The following is a 24,303-nucleotide window of genomic DNA, read 5'->3' on the forward strand; positions in this document are numbered from 1 at the left end:
TCCGCTGATGCCGCAGCTTAGAACTTGTAGTTCACGCCCAGCAGCACGGTACGGCCGTACTTCTGGTATTCCAGTTGCTGGTTCTTCGAGCCGTTGTACGTCTCGTAGGCGGCGTTGCGCAGGTTGTTCGCCTGCAGCACGATGCCCACATCCTTCAGCGGACCGTTCTGGAACGTGTAGCCGACCTGCAAGTCGAGGATGCTCTCGCCCACCACGTAGCGCAGCGAACGTTCGGCGGCGAAGTTGCCGATCTCGCCCACGAAGTCGGAACGCTTGCGCTGGCTGAGGCGCGTCTCGAAGCCGTTCTTCTCGTAGTACACGGTCAGGTTCGTCACGCGCTTGGACAGGCCCGGCAGCGGGATGTTCTGGCCGATCGAGCCGTCCGGTTCCTGGATCGCGATATTGCTGTCCGTGTAGGTACCGGAAGCCACGATGCCGAAGCCGTCCAGCACCGGGGTCAGCATGTTCAGCGGCAGGGAACCGGACAGTTCGATGCCGCGCATCACGCCGCCGTTGCCGTTGTACGGTGCCTTGTAGTCGCCGAAGACGGTGTTGGCCTTCGTGCCCGGAACGAACGCCGAGAAGTCGTAGGTCTTCGTCTGCGTGAAGATGTACGTGTCGAGCTTCTTGAAGAAGAAGGCGCCGGCCACGTAGGCCTTTTTGCCGAAGTACTTCTCGTACGAGATGTCGAACGCCTTGGCGCGCCACGGGTCGAGCTGCGCATTGCCGCCCGATGCACCCGGCTTGAACGTGGTGTCGGAGACGCCGAAGTCCATTGCCGCGCGCAGCTGGTCCACGCGAGGGCGGGCGATCTGCTTGGCCATGGCCACGCGCACGGTCTGGTCGTTCGGCAGGCCGAAGTTCAGGTTCATGCTCGGCAGCCAGTCGTTGTAGGACTTGCCGTCGTGGATCGGCTGCACCTGCTGGTCGCTCGCCAGGGCACCGTTGAAGTACTTCGAATCGGAGTACTGCTTGGTGTGCTGCACCTGCACGCCCACGTTACCGCGCAGCGAGATGTCGCCGAATTCGTGTTCGATGTTCGCCTTGGCGTAGGCCGTGGAGATCTTCTCGCGCACCGACCAGTTCTTGATCAGGATGGCGCCGCTGCCCGCGGTCGGGTTGAACGTCATGTAGCGCGCCACGACGGCCGGCACGTTCCAGGCCGGCACGTTGCCCACGCCGGCGAAGCCCAGGTCCACGGAACCGTACAGCAGCGAAGGATCGATCGTGGTCGGGTTGCCGGCCAGGTTGATATTGCCTTCCGGCTGGTCCTTGTCCTTCGAGCGGTCGCTGTGGTTCACGCCCACGTCGAAGCCGGACAGCCAGTTCTCCAGCGCCGCCGGTGCCTGGAAGTTGGCCGCCAGCTTCACGCTCTTGAGCTCATCTTCCACATAAGGCACCTTGCCGTAGCCGGAGCCGTAGATCGTGTTCTTCACGTACAGGTTCGCGGCGTCGCTGTAGTCGGCGCGGCCAGGCGTCATGGTCGGGAAGGCGCCGCTGTTGAAGTCCAGGTTGATCTTGTCCAGGTACTGCGGGTTGTTGACCGCGCCCAGCTGCAGGTTGTTTTCCAGGCCCAGCTCGGAACGCTTGGCCTTCGACCACGACAGGTCGGCCACCAGCTTCACGCCTTCCAGGCGCCATTCGTTGTTCCAGCCCAGCGCGCGGATATCGTCGCGACGCTTGGTGTACATGCCGCGCACCAGCGGATAGACATTGTTGGCGATCGCGCTGCTGATCGCATTGCCGTCCTTGACCAGGTTCGAATAGAACGGCGACGGTTCCAGGTTGCCGTTCCAGCCGGACAGGTTCACTTCGAACTGGTTCGCCGTGTCTTCATGCTTGAAGATCGAGGCGTAGAAGTCGATCGTGCTGGTGAACTGCTTGGTCGGGCGGTATTCGACCACGCCCATCAGGCCGTCGCGGCGGTTGTAGCCGGTGCGGGACAGCGCCTTGATGCCGTCGGTCGCCGTGGTGCCGGCCGGCAGGCCCGTGCGGGCGTCGGTCTTCCACGGCTCGTAGATGCCGGTTTCCTGCGCCAGCACGGGCGACTCCAGGTGGGCGAAGCCGATCGCCACGCCCAGCTTGCGGTTCAGGAACTGGTCGATGTAGCTGATCGAGAAGCGGTTGCCCAGCGATTTCGTGTCGGCCATGCTGCCCAGCGAGTTGTGCTCGGCGCGGGCGTTCATCGCCACGGTGCGCTTGCCGAAGTTCAGCGGGCGCACGGTCTGCAGGTCGATCGTGCCGGAGAGGCCCTGGCCGATCAGGCCGGCGTCCGGAGTCTTGTAGATCGTCACGCCGGACAGCAGCTCGGACGGATACTGGTCGAATTCGACGGAGCGGTTGTCGCCGGTCGAGACCTGCTCGCGGCCGTTCAGCAGCGTGGTCGAGAAGTCCGGCGAGAGGCCGCGCACCGAGATCACCTGGGCACGGCCGGCCACGCGCTGCGCGGCCAGGCCCGGCAGGCGGGCGATGGATTCGGCGATGGACACATCGGGCAGCTTGCCGATGTCCTCGGCGGACACGGCTTCGACGATCGAGGTCGCTTCCTTCTTGACGGAGATCGCGTCCTCGATGCCGCGGCGGATGCCGGTCACGGTCACCGTGGCGATCGGCGCCTCGGCCGATGGCGTGGTTTGTTGTTGCGCGGCGGCAGGGGTCGCCAGCGCGGCAACGAAGAGTGCGCAGCCGGTTGCCACCGGGCTCAGTTGCAGGGCCGTGCGCTTGCTGCGCTCAGGCGCGAAGAATTTCATCGAAGTCCCCTCACTTAAATACGATTTTTCCCGCGGTCAACAATTTGGCCAACTCAGTTAGCGCGACTACACGGGATTCCAAGGATTGCGGCCGCTCTTTTAGACGTCCTGCAAGAATTTTGTATTAAAACTAGATGCAGTGTCAATTGAAGTTCAATTCAACTACGCGTGAAAACGCCCTTTCCTGCCCGGTATGCGCACGTTTTCGCCATTTCGTTGTATCGCGGCTACAGGATGCCCTTTTAGCATCTGTAGTGGAACTACAAAAAATGCCCCGAAACAACCGTTTCCACTGTAAAGATCTAACGAAACCGTCATCCAGAAGCAATGGAAGCTGCGGTGCCATGTATTAAAACTAGGATGTGCGGTCAGCCCGACGTTGAACGTACCCGGCAATCATAGTATTCTGCTCACGCCTCACCGCCCAGCAGGCCACCAAAGAGCCTGTAGTCCCACTACTTCGACAGAGGAGACTCATGCGCCCCGCCCTGCTTTCGCGCGCAGCGCTCGCACCCACCTTGCTCGCCATGCTCGTGCCGGCCTGCACACCGGCCAGCGCCGCCCCTTCCTATCGTATCGACCATCTGGAACCGGCCAACTGGTGGGCCGGCATGCAGCATCGCGCACTACAATTGATGGTGCATGGCGAACGCATCGCCGACCTGCACCCGCGGCTCGATTACGCGGGCGTGCGGCTCGCAGCCACCACCCGCGTGGCCAATCCGAATTACCTGTTCATCGACCTTGAGCTGGCGGCCGATGTCCGCCCAGGCAGCTTCGACATCACGTTCGCCGCCAATGGGAGCGCGCCCCCCGTGCTCACGCACCGCTACCAGCTGCTGCCGCGTGCACCGGGTTCGCGCGACCGCCAGGGCTTCGATACCCGCGACGCGATCTACCAGGTGATGCCCGACCGCTTCGCCAACGGCGACCCGGCCAACGACAGCGTGCCCGCGCTGGCCGACAAGGCGAACCGCGCGGCGGGCGGTGGCCGGCATGGCGGCGACCTGGCCGGCATGGCGGCCCACCTCGACTACGTGGCGGCCATGGGCTATACGCAGATGTGGCCCACCCCGCTGCTGGAAAACGACATGCCGGCGTACTCGTACCACGGCTACGCGGCCACGGACTACTACCGGATCGACAGGCGCTACGGCAGCAACGAGGACTTTCGCGCCTTCGTCGCCCGTGCCCGCGACAAGGGCATCGGCGTGATCCAGGACGTGGTGCTGAACCACATCGGCGCCAACCACTGGTGGATGAAGGACATGCCGATGCCGGACTGGATCGGCTACGGCGGCAAGCCGGTGCTGACACAGCATCACCGCGTGGCGACGAACGATCCTTACGGCAGCCGCGAGGATGCCCGCAACTTCACCGAGGGCTGGTTCTCGCGCGGCATGCCGGACCTGAACCAGGCCAATCCCTTCGTGGCCAACTACCTGATCCAGAACACCATCTGGTGGATCGAATACGCGGGCCTGTCGGGGCTGCGCGTCGACACCTACGGCTATTCGAACACGGCCTTCCTGGCCGAATGGTCGCGCCGCGTGATGGCCGAATACCCGAACCTGAACGTGGTGGGCGAGGAATGGAGCACGCGCGTGCCCGTCGTGGCGCGCTGGCAGCGCGGCAAGGTCAATCACGACGGTTACGTGTCGCACCTGCCTTCGCTGATGGATTTTCCGCTGAACGACGCGCTGCGCCGCGCGCTGGCCAGCACGGCGACTGACAGCAATCACGGCACCTTCAGCCTGACCGATCTCCATGAAACGCTGGCGCAGGATTACCTTTACCCGCGACCGGACCAGCTGGTGCTCTTCGAGGGCAACCACGACCTGCCCCGCACGTGGAGCGTGCTGAACGAGGATATGGGCCTGTGGAAGATGGCGATGGCCTACGTGTTGACGGCTCCGCGCATTCCCCAGCTGTACTACGGCACCGAGATCCTGATGACCAGCACCACGCAGGGCCGCGACGATGCTTCGTACCGTCACGACTTCCCCGGCGGCTGGCCGGGCGACAAGGTCGACGCCTTCACGGGCGCCGGCCTCACCGCGCAGCAGCGCGAGGCGCAGGCGTTCCTGAAGAAGCTGCTGAACTGGCGCAAGGGCGCCGCCGTCATCCACCACGGCCGCACGATGCATTTCGGGCCGCAGCAGGACACCTATGTGTTCTTCCGCCACACCGGCGCGAACAAGGTGATGGTCGCCCTGAACAAGAACCCGAAGCCCGTCACCCTGGAGGCGGAGCGCTTCCGCGAGATGCTCGCCGGCGTCGCATCGGGTACCGACGTCGTCACCGGCAAGACCCATACTTTCGAACGCGGCATCACCCTGCCGCCCCGCACGGCCATCATCCTGGAGCTGAAATGAAGCGCAACACCATCGTTACCGCCATCGCCCTCGTCGCCGCCAACGCAGCCTGCTCCGGTGCCGCTTTTGCCAGCGAACTATCACTTCCGTACGGCTCCTGGGGCAAGCAGGAAGCGGTGCGCATCGCCACTCCGGACGATGACGCCCCGCTGCGCACCTATACCCACTCGACGACGCTGAAGCTGCGCGCCGGCGACCCCCAGCAGGTCACGTACGCGGAGACGGCGGACCTGCCGCGCGTGCGCAGCGGGAACGTGGCCGTCGACGGCTTGTTCGCGATGGCGATGGCGGAAATGCGCCAGGATGCCGTGTCGGCGATACGCGACGACAGTTACAACGGTGGCGAGCCCATCCCCTGCGACTGCTTCGAGACGGGCGAGAAATGGCACTATGTGTGGACGCGCGACCTGTCCTATGCCGCCGGCCTGGGGCTGGGCATGCTTGACCCGCGGCGTGTACGAAATTCGCTGCAATTCAAGCTCTCCGGCTACCGCCCGGGCGTCACGAAGCCTCCCGTCGTGCCGGGAAGCGCGGATGGACTGCAGATCGTGCAGGACACCGGCAGCGGCGGCAGCTGGCCCGTGAGCACGGACCGCGTGACGTGGGCGTTTGGCGCCGACGAGGCCCTGAAGGCCTTGCCGCCGGCCGAGCGCGCAGCCTTCGCGCCGGTGGCGCTGAAGGCGCTGACCAATACGATCGAGATCGACCGCGTCGCCGCCTTCGATCCCATCGCTGGCCTGTACAACGGCGAGGAATCGTTCCTCGACTGGCGCGAGCAAAGCTACGCGAGCTGGATTCCCGGCCAGCTGGCGCACATGGCAACGGCCAAGGCGCTGTCCACCAACGTGGCGCACTACAAGGCCCTCACGCTGGCCGCGCAGCTGGCCGCGGAACAGGGCGACCCCGCCACGGCGCAGCGCTACGACGCCTGGGCCGTGCAACTGAAGGATGCGATCAACGACCGGCTCTGGCTGAAGGACGCCGGCATGTACAGCAGTCTCACGGCAGGCCACTTCGACGGCGCGCCGCTGCACAAGTTCGACTGGCTGGGCCAGGCTCTGGCCATCGTGACCGGCGTGGCCGATGCCGAGCAGGCCGCCAGCATCGTGGCGCGCTATCCGCACGGGCCGATGGGCGCGCCCGTGATCTGGCCGCAGCAGCCGGGTCGCGCCGTGTACCACAACCGCGCGATCTGGCCGTTCGTCACCGCCTACGGGCTGAAGGCGGCGATCCAGGCAAGGAACGTGGAGGCGGTCAACGCGGCCTACGAAACACTGCTGCGCGGTGCCGCCGTGAACGCGTCGAACATGGAGAATTTCGAATGGCTGACCGGCCAGCCGATGCTCGAACTGAAGGGCGCGCAAGGCGAGGACCTGTCCGGCCCGGTCGTCAATTCGCGCCGCCAGCTGTGGTCCGTGGGCGGCTTCGCCGGCGCGATGGTCGGCGGCTTGTTCGGCGTCTCCACGTCGAACGACGGCATCGTCGTCGATCCTTTCGTCACGACCCGGATGCGCTACGGGGCATTCGGCAACGGCCGCACGGCCACCCTTGCCGGGCTGAAGCTGCGCAACCACGCCATCGACGTCCAGCTCGTGCTGCCGCCGGCCCAGCCCTTCGCCGCGGACATGCAGGCCGCCTGGCACCCCGTGCAGCAGGTGCTGCTGAACGGGAAGCCGGTGGACCGGAAGATCAAGTGGGAAGACCTGGCGGATACCAATACGATCGTCGTGCAGCTGGAGCCGGCGGTGCCGGGCCGGCAGGCAATCACCCGCGTGGCGGCCGATCCCCTTGCCGATGATCCCGCCGTGTTCTCGCCGCCGGAACCGGCCATCGCGTCCGCCACGAAGGGCAGGCTCGCGTTCGCCGCCGCGCCGGCCGGTGGGGCCGTGTACAACGTCTACCGCGACGGCCGCCTCGTCGCTTCACACCTGAAAGGCGCCGCGTGGACCGACCCGAAACCGGTCGCCGCGGCATGCTACGCAGTGGAAGCCGTGTTCCCTGTCTCCGGCAACCGCAGCCATCACAGCGCGCCGGCCTGCACTGGCGATGCGATCGAGGTGAGCGCGGGCGATGCGCGCGTAGGGAGGGGAAGCGACGCAAGCGTCGCGTCGAACGTGGGGAGGGAGAACGGCGTGATCGGCAACTGGGGGGCGCCGTCGGACACGTTTGCCGTCTCGCTCGCCGTCCCGCGGGCCGGCAGCTATGCGGTGCAGGTCCGCTACCGCAACAACGCGCACCAGGTGAACCTGGGCATCACGGGCGGCGTGAAGTGGATGAAGGTGCTCGACGAGGCCGGCCATGCCGTGGCCGAGGGCGTGGTGCGACTGCCCCATTCGCCCGCCGGCGAGGCCGTCTACTCGACGCCGCTGGCCGCCCATCTGAAGGCCGGGCAGCACCGGATCGAACTGTCGGACTTCATCAACATGAGCAGCCTGCAATCGAACGCCACCTACGGCGACGCGGGCGGCAAGGCCGGGCCGATGAACCGCTTCGACATCCATGGCGTGCGCCTGCTCGCCACGAGCGGTGCCACGCCGGCGCCGGTGGCCAAAGGCCGGCTGGAAATCGTCGACAAGTTCGCCTCGCCGCAGCTGGGCAACGAGCGCAAGCTGCGTATCTGGCTGCCGGCCGGCTATGACCGCGACGGGGGCAAGCGCTACCCGGTGCTGTACATGCACGACGGCCAGAACCTGTACGACCCGAAGACCGCCTACAGCGTGGAGTGGAACATCGACGAAGTGGTGGACCGGCTGGCGAAGGGGGGCGACATGCGCGAGATCATCGTGGTCGGCATCGACAACACGCCGGAACGCAACGCCGAGTACACGCCGTGCTGCGACGCGTGGTACGGCGGCGGCAAGGTCGCGCAATATGCGCGCTTCGTCGTCGATAGCGTGAAGCCTTATATCGATGGCCGCTACCGCACCTTGCCGGACCAGGCCAATACCGCCGTCATGGGCTCGTCGTTCGGCGGCTTGGCGTCGCTGTACCTGGCCCAGCACCATCCGGACGTGTTCGGCCAGGCCGGCATCGTCTCGGGCTCGTTCTGGTGGAATGGCGGCACGCTCGTCGCGACGGCACCGCGCGCGGCGACGACGCCGGTCCGCCTGTACGTCGACGCGGGCACCGCCATGGATGGCGTGGAAGCCACGCGCGCCTTCCGGCAGGCGATCATCAGGAACGGCTGGCGGGAGGGGCGCGACCTGCTGTACGTGGAAGACGAAGGTGGCCTCCATAACGAGCGCGACTGGGCCGGCCGCGTGCACCGCGCGCTCACGTGGTTCTTCCCTGCTCAGTCGCGCGGCACAGCGAAGTCGATGCAGTAGACGTGCGTCTCCCGTTCTTCCGGCGGCAGGCGGGTGCCGTGCAGGAAGGACAGGCCGAGCTTTTCCAGCAGGGCGATCGATGCCGCGTTGGCGGGGTTGACGATGCCGAACAGGCGCCGCAGCCCCAGCCGGTGGCGGGCATGGTCGACCACGGCGGCCGCCGCCTCGTACGCATAGCCCGCGCCCCGGTAGGGCGCCGCCAGCGCATAGCCGATGTCGGTGCCGGGCAGCGTGTCTCGCAGGATCAGGCCGCACAGCCCCACCGGCACGCCGTCGGCCTTGCGCTCGACCAGGTACAGCGAATAGCCGAGCAGGCGCTGCATGCGCATCGGGCCGGCCACGATGCTTTCGCGGGCCTCGTCCAGGGTGCGGATGCCCTTGTCGCCGATATGCTCCAGCCACTCCGGGTCGTTGACGAGGGCCAGGTAGAACGCGGCGTCGTCCTCGCGCATCGTGCGCAGCAGCAGCCGCCGCGTTTCCAGGATCTTCATCGGGAGCCCAGCTGCCGGAAGTCGACCGTGCCGGGTCGGCCCGGCAGGTCGAGCCGGGCCACGGCGCGCGGCGACTCGGCCACGATGCGGCCGCGCCGCATCACCAGCCGGCGCGCGGCGCGCAGCCGGATCGCCTCGATCGGATCGGCAGCGTCCAGCAGCACCAGGTCGGCGTGGCAGCCCGGTTCCAGGCCGTAGCCTTCCAGGCCCAGGATCTTCGCCGGGTTTTCCGTGACGGCGGCGAAGCAGGCGCGCATCGCCTGCTGGCTCGTCATCTGCGCCACGTGCAGGCCCATGTGCGCCACCTCGAGCATGTCGCCGGAGCCCATGCCGTACCACGGGTCCATCACGCAATCGTGGCCGAACGCCACCGTCACGCCGGCCGCCATCAGTTCCGGCACGCGCGTCATGCCGCGGCGCTTCGGATACGTGTCGTGCCGGCCCTGCAGCGTGATGTTGATGAGCGGGTTGGCAATTGCCGCCACGCCGCTTTCGGCGATCAGCGGCAGCAGCTTGCTCACATAGTAGTTGTCCATCGAGTGCATCGACGTGAGGTGCGAGCCGGCCACGCGGCCGTGCAGGCCGAGCCGGTGCGTTTCCGCCGCCAGCGTCTCGATGTGGCGCGACAGCGGGTCGTCCGATTCGTCGCAGTGCATGTCCACCATCAGGCCCTGCGCGGCGGCGAACTCGCACAGCACGCGCACCGATTCGGCGCCGTCGGCCATCGTGCGCTCGAAGTGCGGAATGCCGCCCACCACGTCCACCCCCATCGCGATGGCCCGCTTCAGGTTCGCCAGCGCAGTCGGACTGCGCAGCAGGCCATCCTGCGGGAAGGCCACCAGCTGCATGTCCAGGTAAGGCGCGACGCGGCGCTTCACTTCGAGCAGCGCTTCCACCGCCAGCAGGCGGTCGTCGCACACGTCGACGTGGGTGCGGATCGCCAGCAGGCCGCGTGCCACCGCCCAGTCGCAGTAGCGCATGGCCCGTTCCACCAGCGCTTCCTGGGTCAGGTCCGGTTTCAGTTCGCCCCACAGCGCGATCCCTTCGAGCAGCGTGCCGCTGGCGTTCACGCGCGGCAGGCCGTACGACAGCGTGGCATCCATGTGGAAGTGCGCGTCCACGAACGGCGGCGTGACGAGGTCGCCCCCTGCATCGATCTCGCGCGCGGCGGTCACGGCGAGCCGCGGGGCCAGCGCGGCGATGCGGCCATTCTGCACGGCGATGTCGATGCCGGTGCGGCCGTCGGGCAGCGTGGCGTTGCGGATGACGAATTCCATGATGAGCTCCGGAAATAGGGATACCCGATTGTAGGGATATCTCCGCCATTGCCGCAATATTCATCACCGTAACGTATGTTGCAGTGCATAAATCAACGAATAAAGAAAGCACAAAGCGCTTTCCAATGCCTTGTTTCATCGCTAGAATTCATTTATTGCAACGCACCATACCTTGTTCCCAGGAGAGCGTATGTCTTCGATTACCGAGCAGATTTCCGAACAGATTTCCAGAACGAGCAAAACGCAGCTTGAAAGCCAGCTCGATTTCCTGAATAGCGTGCTGAAGAATACCGTCGATGGCGCCAGCGAGATCGTGGCGCTGAACCTGAACACGGCCCGCAATGTGGCCGAGCGCGGCACGGCCGCGGCCCGCCAGTTGATCGAAGCGAGGGATACCCGCGCCGTGCTGGACCTGGCCCGGCCCCTGTCCGCGATCGAAGGCCTGTTCGCCTACCAGCGCGAGCTGTTCTCGATCGCCAGCAAGACGCAGCAGGCCTTTTTGCAGACGGCCACCGACCGCTTCCGCGACGTGCCGGGCAAGACGCTGGTGCTGGCCGCGCCGGCCGTGGCACAGGTCCCTGAAACGGTCGTGAATGCAGCCGTCGCCGCGGCGAATGCGGCCGGCGAGGCAGCGCAGGCCGCCACTTCCGGTGCCACCGAGGCAGCGGCCCATGCCGTGCATGCCGCCAGCGATGCGGCGCAAGCGGCGACGGGCAGCGCCGCCGAAGCCGCTCGCAACACGCAAGGCGCGCTTGCCGAGGCGGCACGCGCCAGCCAGGACGGCGCGGAGCAGGCCGTGCGCGCCACCACCGAGGAAATCGACGACGCGGTGGAAGCGGCGGACAAGGCCGCGCAAGACACGGCCGAGGCTGGCGTTTCCGCCGCCGCACAGGCGGCAGAAACCGCCGCGGCTGCCTCGGCGCGCGCCGTCGAGGATGCCTCCGACATCCTGCTCAGGGAAGCCTCCGCCAGTCCCTCAGCCGCGGATGCCGTCGCCGCCGCCGTCGAACGCGTCACCGAAGCGGCAGCGCAGGCGCCGGCCCCCGTCACCGCTTCCTCGGCCCCGCTGTTCGATACGGATCATGGCACGCACACGCAGCGCAGCACGCGGTCGAAGTCCAGGAGCAGCGGCGAGCAGCCCGTGGCCGCGCAGGCGGACAAGCCGGCTGGCCCGGCCAAGTCGGCCCCCGGCAAGTCCCGCAAGTAACCGGGCCGGCCCGAGCATCCGCGACGGCGCGGCCCGATTTGCTCTTTCCTCCGCGGCACGAACGCCGGGTCCGCACGGACCCGGCCAGCACTCCCAGCCAGCCTGATGTATCCTAGCGGGCCTCATCAAAGGATATGTCATGAGCTTATCGAGGCTACTCACGAGCTTCGTGCGCGCGCACTGGCGCGCCTATGCGGGCGCCGGCGTGATGCTGGTCCTCGTTGCCGTCATCGGCGTCTGGATTCCCCGCAAGATCGGCCAGCTGGTCGACGCCCTGGCCGCCCAGCGCCTGCCGCATGCCGAACTGCTAGAAGGCGTGGGCCTGCTGCTGCTGGTCGGCGTGGCCAACTACGCCTTGCGGGTTGCATGGCGCATCCGCCTGTATTCGGCCGCCTACCGCCTCGGCGTGGAATTGCGCACCCGCTTCTACCAGCGCCTGACCCTGCAGGGACCGGCGTTCTACCAGCAGCAGCGCACCGGCGACCTGATGGCGCTGGCCACCAACGACATCGATTCGATCGAACAAGCCGCCGGCGAAGCGATGCTGGCCGGCTTCGACGGCGCGCTCACGCTCGTGCTGGTGATCGGCATCATGACCCTGGGGGTGGACTGGCGGCTGGCCCTGGTGGCGCTGCTGCCCTTTCCGCTGATGGCCTATGCGTTCTGGCGCATCTCCACGCAAATCCACACGGCGGCGGCCGATTCGCTCAAGCGCTTCTCGGCGCTGAACGACCATGTGCAGGAAACGCTGACCGGCGTGCGCACGCTGCGCACGCTCGGCCTGGAAAAGCGCAGCGCCGCCACCTTCTCGGAACTGGCCGGCAAGGCCTCGGACGCGGCGCTCACCGCGCAGCGCTGGGAAGCCGGTTATGAACCGGCGGTCGGCCTGACCCTCGCGGCCGCCACCGGCCTCACGCTGGGCGTGGGCGGCTACCTGATGTGGACAAACCAGCTCACCATCGGCGCGCTGACCAGTTTCTCGATGTACCTGGGCCAGCTGATCTGGCCCATGTTCGCCGCCGGCTGGGTGCTGTCGCTGCTGGAACGGGGCCGCGCCGCCTGGCAGCGCCTGCAGCCGATGCTCGATGCGCCGCTGACGATCGCCGACCAGGGCAAGCTGGACACCCTGCCGGCCGGCGAGCTGACGGTCGAACACCTGACCGTTTGCTACCCTGGCCACGCCGAGCCGGCACTGTCGGACGTATCGCTGCGCCTGCGCCCCGGGCAGACGCTGGGACTGGTGGGCCCGACGGGGTCCGGCAAGACGACGCTGCTGCGCGTGCTGCTGCGCCAGCTGCAGCCGCAATCGGGCGCGGTGCGCTGGAACGGCCACGCGCTGGACGACTACAAGCTGAGCGCGCTGCGCGGCGCGATCAGCTGGGTGCCGCAGGAATCGTTCCTGTTCTCCGCGTCGATCGCCGAGAACATCGCGCTCGGCAAGCCGGGCGCCACCCGCGCCGAGATCGAGCACGCGGCCGACCTGGCGGCGATCCATGACGATATCCTGCTGTTCCCGCACAAGTACGAGACCGAGGTGGGCGAGCGCGGCATCACGCTCTCCGGCGGCCAGCGCCAGCGCGTGGCGATCGCCCGCGCCCTGCTTTCGGACAACGACCTGCTGCTGCTGGACGATGCGCTGTCAGCCGTCGACACGGGCACCGAGACGCGCATCCTCGAACATCTTGAAGAACTGCGCCGCGAACGGCCGGTGCGCAGCGCCATCATCGCCAGCCACCGCCTGTCGGGCGTCGTCAATGCGGACTGGATCGTGGTGCTGCACCACGGCCGCATCGTGGAACAGGGCACGCACGACGGCTTGCTGGCGCACGACGGCTGGTATGCCAGCCAGTGGCGCTACCAACAACTGGAGGCGAGCCTCGATGCAAGCTGACGACAAGAAAAAAAGCATGGAAAAGACCGACCCGCAGGCGATGCGGCGCGCGGTCGGCCTGCTGAAGGATGCGGCCGGCCCGGATGGCCACCACCTGTGGTGGGCGGTACTGTGGCTCGTGCTGGCCGCCGGCCTGGAAGTGATCGGCCCCCTGCTGGGCAAGCGCCTGATCGACGAGCACCTGCTGCCGCGCGTGGCCGACTGGCCGAACATGGCGCTGCTGCTGGCCGGCGTGGTGCTGACCGGCTGCCTGTCGAGCTGGCTGCGCTACCTGCAGCTGGTACGCCTGTCCGGCCTGGCGATGCGCTCCGTGCAGCGGCTGCGCGAACGCGTGTACGGCCACGTGCTGCGCCTGCCGATGGCCTTCTTCGACCGCGCCATCACCGGCCAGCTCGTGTCGCGCGTGACCAACGATACCGAAGCCGTCAAGGCGCTGTACATCCAGGTGCTGTTCGTGATCCTGGACAGCACGATCGTCCTGATCGGCACGATCCTGGCGATGGCATGGCTGGACTGGCGGCTGATGTCGCTGGTGGTGGCGCTGATGCCCTGCGTGCTGCTGATCGTTTGGCTGTACCAGCGGCTGTCCGCCCCGGCCGTGGCCAAGGCGCGCCAGCTGCGCAGCGAGATCAACGCCCAGGTGGCCGAATCGATCGGCGGCATGAGCGTGCTGCAGGCGAACAATGCCCAGGCGCGTTTTGCCGAACGCTTCGCGCGCACCAACGAAGACCAGTACACGCAGCGCGTGGCGGAGATCCGCGCCAATGCCTGGCTGCTGCGCCCGGCGCTGGACATGCTCAACGTGGTGCTGCTCGCCTCCGTGATCTTCCTGTTCGGCCAGCGCGCCGAGGGCACCGTGCTGGGGGTGGCCGAGGTGGGCGTGCTGTATGCCTTCATCAACTACATCGCCCGCGTGATCGAGCCGCTGATCCAGATCACCATGCAATTCTCCCAATTGCAGCAGTCGGTGGTGGCCACGGCGCGCGTGGCCACGCTGCTCGACGAGCCGGGGGCGCCCGAGCACGGCAAGGATGCCGGCGCGGGCGCGGCCAATGAAGCGATCGACCCGGCCACGCCCGCCATCGATATCTGTCACCTGGACTTCGCCTATGTCGACAACCAGAAGGTGCTGCACGACGTGAACCTGCGCATCCCGCACGGCGCGTTCTACGGCATCGTCGGCCACACCGGCAGCGGCAAGTCGACCTTGCTGTCGCTGCTGCTGCGCTACTACCCGGCGCCGCGCGGCAGCATCCTGATGAATGGCGTGCCGCTGGACGATATCGGCCACGACGCCTTCCGCGCCGGCGTCGGCCTGGTGCCGCAGGACCCGTTCCTGCTGGCTGCCTCGGCGCGCGAGAACATCGACATGGGCCGCAACCTGCCTTTCGCACGGATCGAACGGGCGGCGCGCGCCGCCCATGCGCACGACTTCATCATGGCGCTCGAGAACGGCTATGACACGCTGCTGGGCGAAGGCGGCTCGCGCCTGTCGTCCGGCCAGAAGCAATTGATCGCCATCGCCCGTGCCCTGGCGGGCGAACCGCGCGTGCTGATGCTGGACGAAGCCACCTCGCGCATCGACAGCGCCACCGAGCAGATCGTGCAGCAGGCGCTGGACGAATTGCGCGGCCAGGTGACGATCATCGCGATCGCCCACCGCCTGTCAACGATCCGCGACGCCGACCGCATCGTGGTGCTGAACCACGGCCGCATCGAGGAAGCCGGCGCGCACGACGACCTGATGCGGATCGAGGGCGGCCTGTACCAGCGCCTCTACCTGTTGCAGCAGCTGGCCGCCTGAGATCGCGGTGGAGTTCAGCCGGGCCCGAACGGCGATCCAGTGTTTTTCTCGGCTGGCCCGGCGCAGATCGGCCGACAGGACCTGGCGGGCATGCCGGGCCCTGGTGCGATTGGATCAGCGTTTATTGCGGTGGATGTGGCGACTGCCGGCCACGAGCAGTAGCCCGGCGCCGATCATCAGATAAGTCGCAGGTTCCGGTATCGGAGAAACGGACCCCTTGGTACTTGCCTGGACCGTGAAGTACATCGTCGTTTCGATATCGTAGTCGTTATTATTCTGCAAATAGAACGAAAACGTGTCGCTGTAGCTGGACGAGAGGCCGGTTTCCAGGGAAAGCTCCCTGGAGAGGGACTGGCCATCCGACAGTCGGCCCAGCCCGGCAAACACGCTGGCGTTTGCTGCGAGCCTTGGATCATCGTACGCGCTGGCCCAAACGGCTGCGTCCACTTCCCCGCTCACTGCAAAAGCAGTGTGCGCCTTGATGAGCACATGGACAAATTGCTGGCCACTGGCCCACGCGGCATCGTACTCGCCGCGATAGGGGCTGGACGTGTCGACGGATGCCGCAAGACTGCCCAGCTGGCCATTGCTGGACGCGGACGCGAAATCATCGCGATAGGTTGCCGAGACATTCACCGGAACCGGGAAATAAGGAGCACTCGACATGCCATCCGAATACCAGCCATTCGTTATTCTCGCTTCAAATTCGGACGTGCGCGGACTGAACGCGTAGCCTGCCGCATGGCCGTCATTCGGAGTCAGGTCGACGACGCTGAACTGGACGTTACTGAAGGCTGCGGACGCCGTCGACTGGGCAGCGTGGGCGGCAGGGACTGCAAGAAATGCGGCGGCGATCATCGTTGATGCATAGGTCGCGAAACGGGTCATGTTGATTCTCTCAGTGGTATCCGCAGGGACGGACTGCGGGCCGGGTTATATTATGCAAGTAAATGCAAAAATATTAACTTTTTCGAGTATATGCCACGGAATTATCGGCGTGCAAGATGAGCGATCGCCCGCTCGCCACCTCGCACACGGGCGGGCGATTGCCCGGCTGGGGAACGCGGAACCGGGCTTGCACGCGAGTCAATGACATGCGGGCAAGCTTGTTGCAGAAATGCTGATGCATGCCGCGCAAGGACGAAAAATCGCGCTTGTCGGCGCAATTCCTTATAGCAACAAGCCTATAATATGGGCACAGCCGCACCCTTCCTCAGCGCGGCAAGGACCTGCCGTGGCCCCTGTGCTTCCCTCTTCGTCTCGCCCGATTCGCCGCCTGGTTGCCGCGCTTGCGCTGGCGCCGGTGCTCGCCTTCGCGCAGGCCAACCTGGATGCGGAGCTGGCCGCCACGCGGGAAATGGTGCGTTTCGTGCCGGACGATGCCGCCGCGCGGCTGGCCCGGCTGGAGGCCCAGGCACGCGCCGCCCCGCTGGCGAGCCGCGCCGAATTCCTGTGGCTGTACAGCAGCGCGATCCGCCGCGCCGGCGATCCGGAACGGGCGCTGGCGATGGCGGACGAGCTGGTGGGCTGGGGCCGCGCGGCGCACGACGACGCGGTGGTGGCGAAAGGCATGCTGGCGCGCGCCTATGCGCTGTTCGCGCTGGACGACCTGCCCGGCTCGCACAAGGCAGCGTTCGAGGCGGAACGCCTGGCGCGCAACACGGCCGACCTGCCGCTGCGCGTGCAGGCGACGATCTCGGCCGGCCAGTCGTTCCAGGAACAGGGCAACTACCCGGCCGCGCTGGCGCGCCTGCAGTCCGCCATCGACCTGGCACGCACCGTCAAGGATGACGATGCGCCGCTGGCCAGCGCCCTCAATGCGCTCGCCTTCCTGTACACGGACATGAAGCAGTTCGACAAGGGCTGGGAAGTGCAGGAGGAGTCGCTGGCCGTGGCGCGGCGCATGCGCTCGCCCGGGCGGCTCGCTATCGCGCTGGCCACCGAATACGGCCTGGCGATCGAATCGGGGCAGTACGACCGGGCCGGCCGCGCCCTGCTGGACGAACTGGCCGTCGAGCGCCGGCTGGGTGCCCGGCAGATGATCGCCGATACGCTCGTCAACCTCTCCGACCTGTACCTCAAGAAGCACGATTACCGGCGCACCATCGACTTCGCGCGGCAGGCGCTCGCGGCGGCCGAGGAAGTGAACAGCCCGGGCGGGACCGCGACCGCGCGCATCAACCTGGGCCAGGCCTACCTGGGCCTGGGCCGCGTCGCCGACGGCAAGCGCCAGTTCGAGGCCGGGCTGGCCGCCTACGAAAAGACGGGCGTCAAGCCGGAAGTGCAGGCCGTGCTGCTGGAGTACGGCGCGGCGCTGGAGCGCGCCGGCGATTACCGGGGCGCCATTGACGCGTACCACCGCGAACGCACGCTGTCGAGCGAGATGTTCGCCGAGGAGCGCCAGAAGGCGGTGCTGGAACTGCAGCAGAAGTACGACACGGAAAAGAAGGGGCGGCAGATCGAGGCGCTGCGGCAGGAAAACCGCGTGAAGAGCGCGGAACTGGACAACCGCAAGCTGCAGCAGCGCATCTGGTGGCTGCTGGCGCTCGTGTTCGCCCTCGCCTCCGTGGTCGTGGGCCTGTTATACCGGAAGGTGCGCCAGGCGAACGCCCTGCTGCAAGTGAAGAACCAGGAATTGAAGCAGCAGAGTTCGCTCGATCCGCTGACCGCCCTGTACAACCGCCGGCATTTCCAGGACTTCATGCGTACGCATGCGCAGGTGGAGCGGCGCCAGAACACGGGCGGCGACATGGTTGGCGCGCTGTTCCTGCTCGATGTCGACCACTTCAAGCACATCAACGACACGCATGGCCACGCCGCCGGCGACGCGGTGCTGAAGATGATCGCCGCCAACCTGCGGGAGACGCTGCGCGAAACCGACATGATCGTGCGCTGGGGCGGCGAGGAATTCCTAGCCTTCTTGCCGGCCGTGCCGCGCGACGGCCTGGAAGACGTGGCGCGGCGCATCTTGCGCGGCATCCGCGCACAGGCGCTGGAGTACCAGGGCACGACCTTGCGGGTCCACGTGTCGGTGGGCTTCGCGCCCTTCCCGCTTGCCGCCGGCGGCACGCCGCTGTCGTGGGAACGCGCCGTCAACCTTGTCGACATGGCGCTGTACATGGCCAAGTCGCACGGCCGCAACCGTGCTTATGGCCTGAAGGCCTTCACCAAGCTGGGCACGACGACGCTGGAAGCCATCGAGCAGGACCTCGAGGGTGCATGGCGCAAGGGCGTCGTCGATCTTGCCGTGGTGCCCGGCGAGACGGTGGAGCTCCGGGAAGCGGCGGCGGCCTAGTGAACCTGGCGGCAGGCTACTTCGCCTTGCCCTTCTCGTCGTCCTCGTCCTGCCGCGCGGCCTCGGCGCTGGCCTGCACTTTCTCGCCGGCCCGCTCGAGCTTCTCGCCCACCACCTCGGCCGCCTTGTCCAGCTGATCGCCGGCCTTGCTCAGGTGCTCGCTGGCTTTTTCCGCAGCCTCGTCCAGCTCGCGCGTCGTTTCCTTGGCCGCTTCCTGGAAGTCCTCGCGGGCCTTTTCCAGGTGCTCGGCCGCCTTCTCGGTGGCCTGGTCGAGCTCGCGCCCGGCGCGCTCGGCCGGGCCTTCCACGCGGCGGTCGTCGTCCTTGTGGCAACCGGCCAGGGCGAGCAGCAGCGCCAGCGCGCCGGCCACCGTCGTCAATCGGAATATGGGTTGCATGTTGTCCTCCTTTGGGCGGCAGCTTAACAAACTTCGCCGGCCGGCGCGGTTTACCTACTCGCAGCGCTCGCCGACCCATTCGCGGCCGCTGCCCACGCAGGCGTGCATTTCACGCTCCAGCCGGGCCGCCTTTTCGCGCAGGCCCGAACACTCGGTCGCGCCGAGCGCGGCGCACTGCCCGGCCAGGCCCATCGCGCTGCGGTAGTTGCCCTGGGCGACCTCGCGCTCGGCTTGCGCGTACAGGCGCCGCACTTCGGGCGGATTGGCCACGCCCATGCCTTGCACCGCGGCGGTCGCCAGCCGCGGCGGCGTGGCGGACAGCGGCGGCGGATAGCCGGCCTGCCCGCCGCCTTGTGCACTGCCTTGCGTGCTGCCCTGCCCTTCGAGCAGCGTGGATTCCAGCATGCGCGACAGTGCCTCGCGCAGCGCCTCGATGCGCGCCTTCGCTTCCGGCCGGCGCAGCTTCTCGGCCGCGTCCAGCTTCGCCTCCACGCAGGCGCGATCCTTTTTCTCCAGGCACGTATCGGCTTCGTCGAGCAGCTTTTCCACCCGGCGCGCATCGATGCGCTCGCGCATCTCGCGGGTGTCTTCATCCTCGCTCCAGCGCTTGACGAAGGCCGACAGGCGTGCCGAGGCCTTGTCCAGTGCATTGCCGGACAGCGCCGAATCGAGCGCCGCGCGGGCATCCTTCCAGGCCTTGGCGCGCTGTGCCTTCTTTTCGCAGGCGGGCGCGGTGGCGGCAATCGCCTTTTGCACGCGGCCCAGCTGCGCGGCGCTGGCCTTGGCGCCGCGCAGCTCGGCCAGTGCCGCGCGGGCATCGCCGATCTTGCACTCTTGCGTGAGCGCGACGGCGTCGTCGACCTTGTCGTCCAGCTTCTTCGTCGGGTCGCCCGGCTTGGCCAGGAACCAGATCGCCACCAGCAACAGGCCCACCATGAACCATGTCGCCTTGCCGACCGGCTTGCGCACCGGCGGCAGCGACGGCCCCCCCGGAATGCCCGCGCCCGGCGGGCGGGGCACGCCCACGGTCGGCTGCGGCTGGCGGTAACCCTGCGTCGCGGTCGGGCCGGGGCGCGCCGCCGGGGGCGCGGCGGGCGGCCGTTCCGATGGCGGCACGGGCGCCGGCGGCGCGGGTACGGCCGGCCGGGGCGGCACGGGCGCCGGCGGTGCCGCCGCGGGGGCTGGCGGAACAGGCGCCGGACTGGGTGCAGGCGCCGGTGCAGGTGCGGGCGCCGGCGCAGGGGCGGGTGCAGAAGCGGGGGCAGGCGTGGCCGCGTTCCGTGGCGCGCCCGCCTGCCCGGTACCGCAGTACGGGCAGAAGCGCACGGCGCGCGGGAAGGTGCGACCGCAAGCCGCGTTGATGCAATGGTATTCGGCCACGCTTTACTCCGGGTCCGGGATATCGTCCACGGGGTCGGGAATGGCCTGGGCAAACAGCGGCGCCAGTTCCGCCAGCGCTCCCGCCGGCTGCCACTGGTCCACGTGCGGCACCCAGCGCATGTTCCACGCCTTGGTGGCGGCGGTGACCTCGCCGCGGGCGATGCGCTCGGCCAGCTCGGCCACCGTGTACGGCCCCTGCTGCGTGCGATTCACGAACACCTTGAACAAGGCGTTGGACGCCGTGGGCGGCGTGCCGGACGCCGTCGGCGCCGCCTTGGCAAACGACACGCCGCCGGCCAGCAGCGCCTGGGCGGCAGCGTCCCCGGCCAGGTATTCGGCGCGCGGCACGCGCTTGTCCACGCTGTGCTGCACTTCCCACTGGTAGGCGTCCGATGCCGATCCCGGCACCGGCTCGCTCCACTGCGGCAGCAGTTCCAGCGCGCGGTCCAGGGCGCCGCCCAGCGCCGGCTCGGCGGCCAGTGCCCGGCGCAGCCATTCGTCGTGCAGCCGCTTGGCCGTGATGTTCGGCAGCGACGGCGACGGCAGTTCCGCCCCGGTTTCATCGACTTCCAGGCGCGGCTGGTAGACGCGGTGCTGGTAATGCCGCATCAGCGCGGCCAGCAGCAGGAACTGGTGCGGCCCCATGCGCGCGAGGCGCTGCTGCACGGTGGCGATGATCTGCTCGCGGTAATACGACGGCAGGCCGTTCGAGCGGATCGCGTATTCGTTACCGACCTGCAGCCATTCGCCGGAGCCCTGCTCCACCTCGAACAGGTACTGGCCGCGCGGCTGGAACGACGCTTCGCGGTCGGCCAGGTCGGCCTTGCGTTTCAACACGCCGATGGCGACGGCTTGCAGGAACCATTCATAGTCGTCGGCCAGCCGGTTCAATTCATCCATGCCCGGCGCGATCGGATGGCGGAACCGTGTGGCGTCGAAGTGCAGGTGCGTGGGGATCTTCGGGTTCTCGATCTGGTACGAGGTGCGCCAGGTGGGCAGGCCGCGCAGCACCGTCATCGGGTAGCCGGACAGCTCGATATAGCACACCGCCCTGCCCTTCACGCCCGTATTGACGATGTTCACCAGGTCGCCGTGGAAGTAGCCGGTGGGCGCGGCGGCCCGGATCTCGCCTTCCAGCCGCTTCCAGGCATTCACGTCGCCCACGCCGACGAAGCACTTGAACTGGTCCGCGCCCGGCGTGAACTCGGCCGAGAAGCGTGCATTCACCCACGGCATGGCACTCTTGAGCCACTCGGTGAACACGCGCTGGCGTTCCTGCACGGACAGCGCCAGCAGGCGTTCCAGCAGCGGGTCGACAGGTTCCGCCCCTGCCTCCTCGGTCGACAGCTGCGTCTGCGCGCGGCGGAACAGTTTCAGCAACAGGTTCGAACGCAGCTTCTCGTCGTTCAGCTGCGGGAACAGCCTTGCCGAGCCGCCGAATTCCAGCAACACTTCCTCGCTCCATGCCGACACGTCGCCGCTGAGCTTCACGGGCGGCGGCGGTTCGTCGTTCGCCAGCTTCATGTAGGTGGCATGGTCGTGCTGCGCATCGGCGCGCAGCTGCGCCACCCGCTGGTCGACGGTGCCCAGCATCGCTTCCACGCAGCGCCGCCCTTCCTGGAACTCGCCGGCGATGCCGGACCATTCGGCCTGGCCCCGCTCGTCCACGGACTTCGGCTCGCCCAGCCAGGCCGACATCTGGCGCAGCACCTCGGCCGATTGCCCGGCCGTGACGGAGAGCAGGTGGAAGCGCAGGTAGTCGGCGATGTCGCGTTTCAGGTGCACGATCACTTCGCGCGCCTGGGCGCCGGCATTGATCCACTTGTTGGCGGCCTGCGCCAGGTTGTTCAGCGATTCCTCGACCTGGCGGGTGCGCAGCGCATCGCGCATCTCGCGGTAGCGGCGCTCGTTGTGCTCCATGCGCGGGATATCGCGCTGGGCGATGCGGGCCTTGATCTGCTCGAGCAGCGACAGCACGAATTCCAGGCCGCCCTGCCGGCGGTCGTCCAGCAGCGCGTACAGGCGCTCGCGCACGCGGCCCTTCAGGCGCGTCACGAGTTCCTGCGTGTGCCGCTTCAGGCGGTCTTCGCTGGTCTCGGCGATGGCGCCGGCCTCGCGGATCGCGTCGCGCTCCAGCTGCGGCAGCAGCTCGGCGATCTTGGCGCGCCACTCCGTAAGAATGTAGCCGCTGGTGATGCGGTCGATCTCGGCCTGCACCTTCGCTTCCACGCGTTCCAGCAGCGAGCGCTGGTCCTTGTCCATCAACAGCTGGTCGGTGAGCGCGTATTCCTGGAACGGCGTCACCTCCACCGTGCCCTTCTTGAAATCGGGGAATTCGTCGAACGGGCGCTCGGCCAGCCACATCTGCTCGCGCATGAACACGTCGCGCTCGTTGTCGCCGGCGCGCCGCGCCGGGGCGCCGTCTTTCCCGATGATGCCGAAGAAGGCCTTCACCATCAGCGCGGCCAGCTCGTAGGCGCGGATATCGTCGCGCAATCCCTGCTGCGTGTCGAGCACGGCCTGGCCGAAGGCGGAATACACCTTCGAGTACGACAGGCGCATGTCGCCGAAGCGCTGCTCGGGCACCTTCGGATTGAACGGGCCCAGCTTGTGCTGCTGCTGGTTGACGGCCACCGAGCGCTTGCGGTTGGCAAAATCGGCCGAGGCGAAATCCTCGAACAGCGAATCGGCCACCATCTGGTAGACGTCCTTCACGTCCTGCGTGGCCTTGTTGGCCAGGTTCGCCGTATCGACGAAGTACACGTCGTCGAACGGCGCGCCGCGGCCGGCCAGGCTGTCCGGGTCGGCCCAGCGCACCTGCGCGTTCATGTCGCGCATGGCCGTTTCCATTTCCATCAGCGTGGCATAGGCGTTCGCCTCGGTGCGTTCCTTGTTGGCGCGTGCGTAGCCGGTGGGCATGAACATCACCAGGTCCACCTGGCTGTCCGACACTTCCTGCCGGGCGATCGCCTTGGCCAGCCAGCCCAGGTCCAGCGCCGTGCCGGCACCGGTGCCGCCGGCGTTCGAGGCGATGACGACGATGCGGAACTTCGACGTGTCGACCTGCAGGCCCAGCCTTTGGTAATTGTCCTTTCGCTCGATGCCCGCGTTCGAGGCGAGGAAGTTCAGCGCCCCCTTGATGCGGCCGCGCAGCTTCGGGTACTTGTCGAACAGGTACAGCCGCGCCACGGCGCGGATCTGGCCGGCGCCCAGCGACGGGTCGATGCCCAGCGAACGCAGCTTCTTCGGGCGCAGCGGCATCCAGCTTTCGATCAGCGGAAAACGGGCCAGGCTGTCGTCCGATTCGTGGTACTGCTGCAGGTCGATGGGTTCGACCAGGCGTTCCTCGTCGCCCAGCTTGACCAGCTCGTACCACGGGTCGGTGCGCTGCGATTTCCCTTCGTCGATGACGGCGCCGCTGTCGAGGTCGATGTGCAGGAAGCGCGCGACGGGGAATTCGCCGATCGATTCCACCCGCGTCGGGTGGTGGCGGTTCCACACGGCCGACAGGATGCGGCGGCGGATGCGCATCATCACTTCCATGCCCGTGCCGCCGGCGCCGATGAACAGCGTGGGCCGCAGGTCGACCTTGAGTTCGGTCTTCTTACCGATCGGGTCCACGGCTTACCTCCGGCCCGTAAACAGCGCGCCGGCAATCGCCGCGATGCCGAACACCAGCAAGGTGCCGGTGATCGCCACGTTCAGGAACTTCGTGGAATTGACGAAGCCCAGCACCACGGCGGCGGACAGGAACGCGAGGCCGAAGAACAGCAGCCAGCCGGCTGTGTCGGCCGACGACGGCGCCACGCGCCGGCGCACCAGGTGGTTGGCGAAGGCGTTGCGGGCGAAGAAGAACACGACCAGCAGGAACAGGAACACGGCGCCGCCGATGGCGATGTCGCGCGTGGACGTGTCGGTGACCGGGGCCTGCCCTTCCGGCGCGACTTCGATGCCGGTGGTTCCCGTGGTGCCTTCGGCGGGCGGCGTGGTGGACAGGCCGCCGCCGGCGGGCTGGCTCGGCGGCACCGCGCCGGCGGGCGACTTATCGTCCGGGATCCGGAAACCGGGATCGCTCTGGGTCTGGGTGGCTTGCATGGTTTTCCTCTGTTT

14 protein-coding genes are annotated in these 24,303 nt (G+C 67.5%); 6 read left to right on the plus strand and 8 right to left on the minus strand.

The genetic code is table 11. The features are described 5' to 3' along the window. Window positions 1-17: 17 nt before the first annotated feature. Window positions 18-2,750 (minus strand): TonB-dependent receptor, encoded by a 2,733-nt coding sequence (locus V6Z91_RS02670; RefSeq protein ID WP_338766364.1) that lies wholly within the window; start codon window positions 2,748-2,750, stop codon window positions 18-20. Window positions 2,751-3,226: 476 nt separating this feature from the next. Here V6Z91_RS02670 and V6Z91_RS02675 point away from each other — a divergent pair, with 476 nt between their 5' ends. Next, window positions 3,227-5,125, plus strand: a complete 1,899-nt coding sequence (locus tag V6Z91_RS02675; protein ID WP_338766367.1) for a glycoside hydrolase family 13 protein — start codon at window positions 3,227-3,229, stop codon at window positions 5,123-5,125. Continuing rightward, window positions 5,122-8,451 (plus strand): alpha/beta hydrolase-fold protein, encoded by a 3,330-nt coding sequence (locus V6Z91_RS02680; protein ID WP_338766370.1) that lies wholly within the window; start codon window positions 5,122-5,124, stop codon window positions 8,449-8,451. The genes V6Z91_RS02675 and V6Z91_RS02680 overlap by 4 nt, the downstream gene beginning before the upstream one ends. On the opposite strand, the gene V6Z91_RS02685 is transcribed toward V6Z91_RS02680, so the two are convergent. Next, window positions 8,418-8,942: a GNAT family N-acetyltransferase gene (locus tag V6Z91_RS02685; RefSeq protein WP_338766373.1), complete on the minus strand. Its 525-nt coding sequence runs from the start codon at window positions 8,940-8,942 to the stop codon at window positions 8,418-8,420. The genes V6Z91_RS02680 and V6Z91_RS02685 overlap by 34 nt on opposite strands. Continuing rightward, the gene (locus V6Z91_RS02690; RefSeq protein ID WP_338766375.1) at window positions 8,939-10,219 is read right to left on the minus strand and encodes an amidohydrolase family protein; all 1,281 of its coding nucleotides are present in this window, start codon (window positions 10,217-10,219) and stop codon (window positions 8,939-8,941) included. Before V6Z91_RS02690 ends, V6Z91_RS02685 begins: the two co-directional genes overlap by 4 nt. A gap of 190 nt (window positions 10,220-10,409) precedes the next feature. Between V6Z91_RS02690 and V6Z91_RS02695 the strand changes: the two genes are divergently transcribed. The 3 genes from V6Z91_RS02695 (at window position 10,410) to V6Z91_RS02705 (ending at window position 15,121) form a co-directional block, all read left to right on the plus strand. Further along, window positions 10,410-11,426, plus strand: coding sequence for a phasin family protein (locus V6Z91_RS02695; protein WP_338766377.1), 1,017 nt, complete (start codon window positions 10,410-10,412; stop codon window positions 11,424-11,426). Between the two features lie 139 nt (window positions 11,427-11,565). Continuing rightward, entirely contained in the window at window positions 11,566-13,317 is a 1,752-nt protein-coding gene (locus tag V6Z91_RS02700; protein WP_338766379.1) for an ATP-binding cassette domain-containing protein, read from the plus strand. Between the two features lie 16 nt (window positions 13,318-13,333). Then, on the plus strand, window positions 13,334-15,121 hold the full coding sequence (locus V6Z91_RS02705; protein WP_338766381.1) for an ABC transporter transmembrane domain-containing protein: 1,788 nt from the start codon (window positions 13,334-13,336) through the stop codon (window positions 15,119-15,121). A 114-nt stretch (window positions 15,122-15,235) separates the two neighbouring features. Here V6Z91_RS02705 and V6Z91_RS02710 read toward each other — a convergent pair whose 3' ends face one another. Further along, a complete protein-coding gene (locus V6Z91_RS02710; protein WP_338766384.1) occupies window positions 15,236-16,009 on the minus strand; it encodes a PEP-CTERM sorting domain-containing protein in 774 nt (257 codons plus the stop codon). Window positions 16,010-16,355: 346 nt separating this feature from the next. Here V6Z91_RS02710 and V6Z91_RS02715 point away from each other — a divergent pair, with 346 nt between their 5' ends. Continuing rightward, window positions 16,356-18,416 (plus strand): tetratricopeptide repeat-containing diguanylate cyclase, encoded by a 2,061-nt coding sequence (locus V6Z91_RS02715; RefSeq protein ID WP_338766386.1) that lies wholly within the window; start codon window positions 16,356-16,358, stop codon window positions 18,414-18,416. Window positions 18,417-18,432: 16 nt separating this feature from the next. On the opposite strand, the gene V6Z91_RS02720 is transcribed toward V6Z91_RS02715, so the two are convergent. Genes V6Z91_RS02720 through V6Z91_RS02735 form a run of 4 tightly spaced genes read right to left on the minus strand, consistent with a single transcriptional unit; the run spans window position 18,433 to window position 24,288 of the window. Beyond that, complete coding sequence (locus V6Z91_RS02720) at window positions 18,433-18,813, minus strand: apolipophorin (protein ID WP_338766388.1); 381 nt, start codon at window positions 18,811-18,813, stop codon at window positions 18,433-18,435. A 54-nt stretch (window positions 18,814-18,867) separates the two neighbouring features. Further along, on the minus strand, window positions 18,868-20,193 hold the full coding sequence (locus V6Z91_RS02725; RefSeq protein ID WP_338766391.1) for a hypothetical protein: 1,326 nt from the start codon (window positions 20,191-20,193) through the stop codon (window positions 18,868-18,870). A 3-nt stretch (window positions 20,194-20,196) separates the two neighbouring features. Continuing rightward, the gene (locus tag V6Z91_RS02730; RefSeq protein ID WP_338766393.1) at window positions 20,197-23,814 is read right to left on the minus strand and encodes a tubulin-like doman-containing protein; all 3,618 of its coding nucleotides are present in this window, start codon (window positions 23,812-23,814) and stop codon (window positions 20,197-20,199) included. 3 nt (window positions 23,815-23,817) lie between these two features. Continuing rightward, on the minus strand, window positions 23,818-24,288 hold the full coding sequence (locus tag V6Z91_RS02735) for a hypothetical protein (RefSeq protein WP_338766395.1): 471 nt from the start codon (window positions 24,286-24,288) through the stop codon (window positions 23,818-23,820). Between the last annotated feature and the right edge of the window lie 15 nt (window positions 24,289-24,303).

The sequence above is a fragment of the Massilia sp. METH4 genome (assembly GCF_037094685.1).
In the GTDB taxonomy this organism is placed as follows: Bacteria; Pseudomonadota; Gammaproteobacteria; order Burkholderiales; family Burkholderiaceae_D; genus Rugamonas.

Excerpts from the sequence above, each read along its gene's own strand:
- V6Z91_RS02670 (WP_338766364.1), bottom strand. The coding sequence starts at position 2,750 with ATGAAATTCTTCGCGCCTGAGCGCAGCAAGCGCACGGCCCTGCAACTG.
- V6Z91_RS02675 (WP_338766367.1), top strand. The coding sequence starts at position 3,227 with ATGCGCCCCGCCCTGCTTTCGCGCGCAGCGCTCGCACCCACCTTGCTC.
- V6Z91_RS02680 (WP_338766370.1), top strand. The coding sequence starts at position 5,122 with ATGAAGCGCAACACCATCGTTACCGCCATCGCCCTCGTCGCCGCCAAC.
- V6Z91_RS02685 (WP_338766373.1), bottom strand. The coding sequence starts at position 8,942 with ATGAAGATCCTGGAAACGCGGCGGCTGCTGCTGCGCACGATGCGCGAG.
- V6Z91_RS02690 (WP_338766375.1), bottom strand. The coding sequence starts at position 10,219 with ATGGAATTCGTCATCCGCAACGCCACGCTGCCCGACGGCCGCACCGGC.
- V6Z91_RS02695 (WP_338766377.1), top strand. The coding sequence starts at position 10,410 with ATGTCTTCGATTACCGAGCAGATTTCCGAACAGATTTCCAGAACGAGC.
- V6Z91_RS02700 (WP_338766379.1), top strand. The coding sequence starts at position 11,566 with ATGAGCTTATCGAGGCTACTCACGAGCTTCGTGCGCGCGCACTGGCGC.
- V6Z91_RS02705 (WP_338766381.1), top strand. The coding sequence starts at position 13,334 with ATGGAAAAGACCGACCCGCAGGCGATGCGGCGCGCGGTCGGCCTGCTG.
- V6Z91_RS02710 (WP_338766384.1), bottom strand. The coding sequence starts at position 16,009 with ATGACCCGTTTCGCGACCTATGCATCAACGATGATCGCCGCCGCATTT.
- V6Z91_RS02720 (WP_338766388.1), bottom strand. The coding sequence starts at position 18,813 with ATGCAACCCATATTCCGATTGACGACGGTGGCCGGCGCGCTGGCGCTG.
- V6Z91_RS02735 (WP_338766395.1), bottom strand. The coding sequence starts at position 24,288 with ATGCAAGCCACCCAGACCCAGAGCGATCCCGGTTTCCGGATCCCGGAC.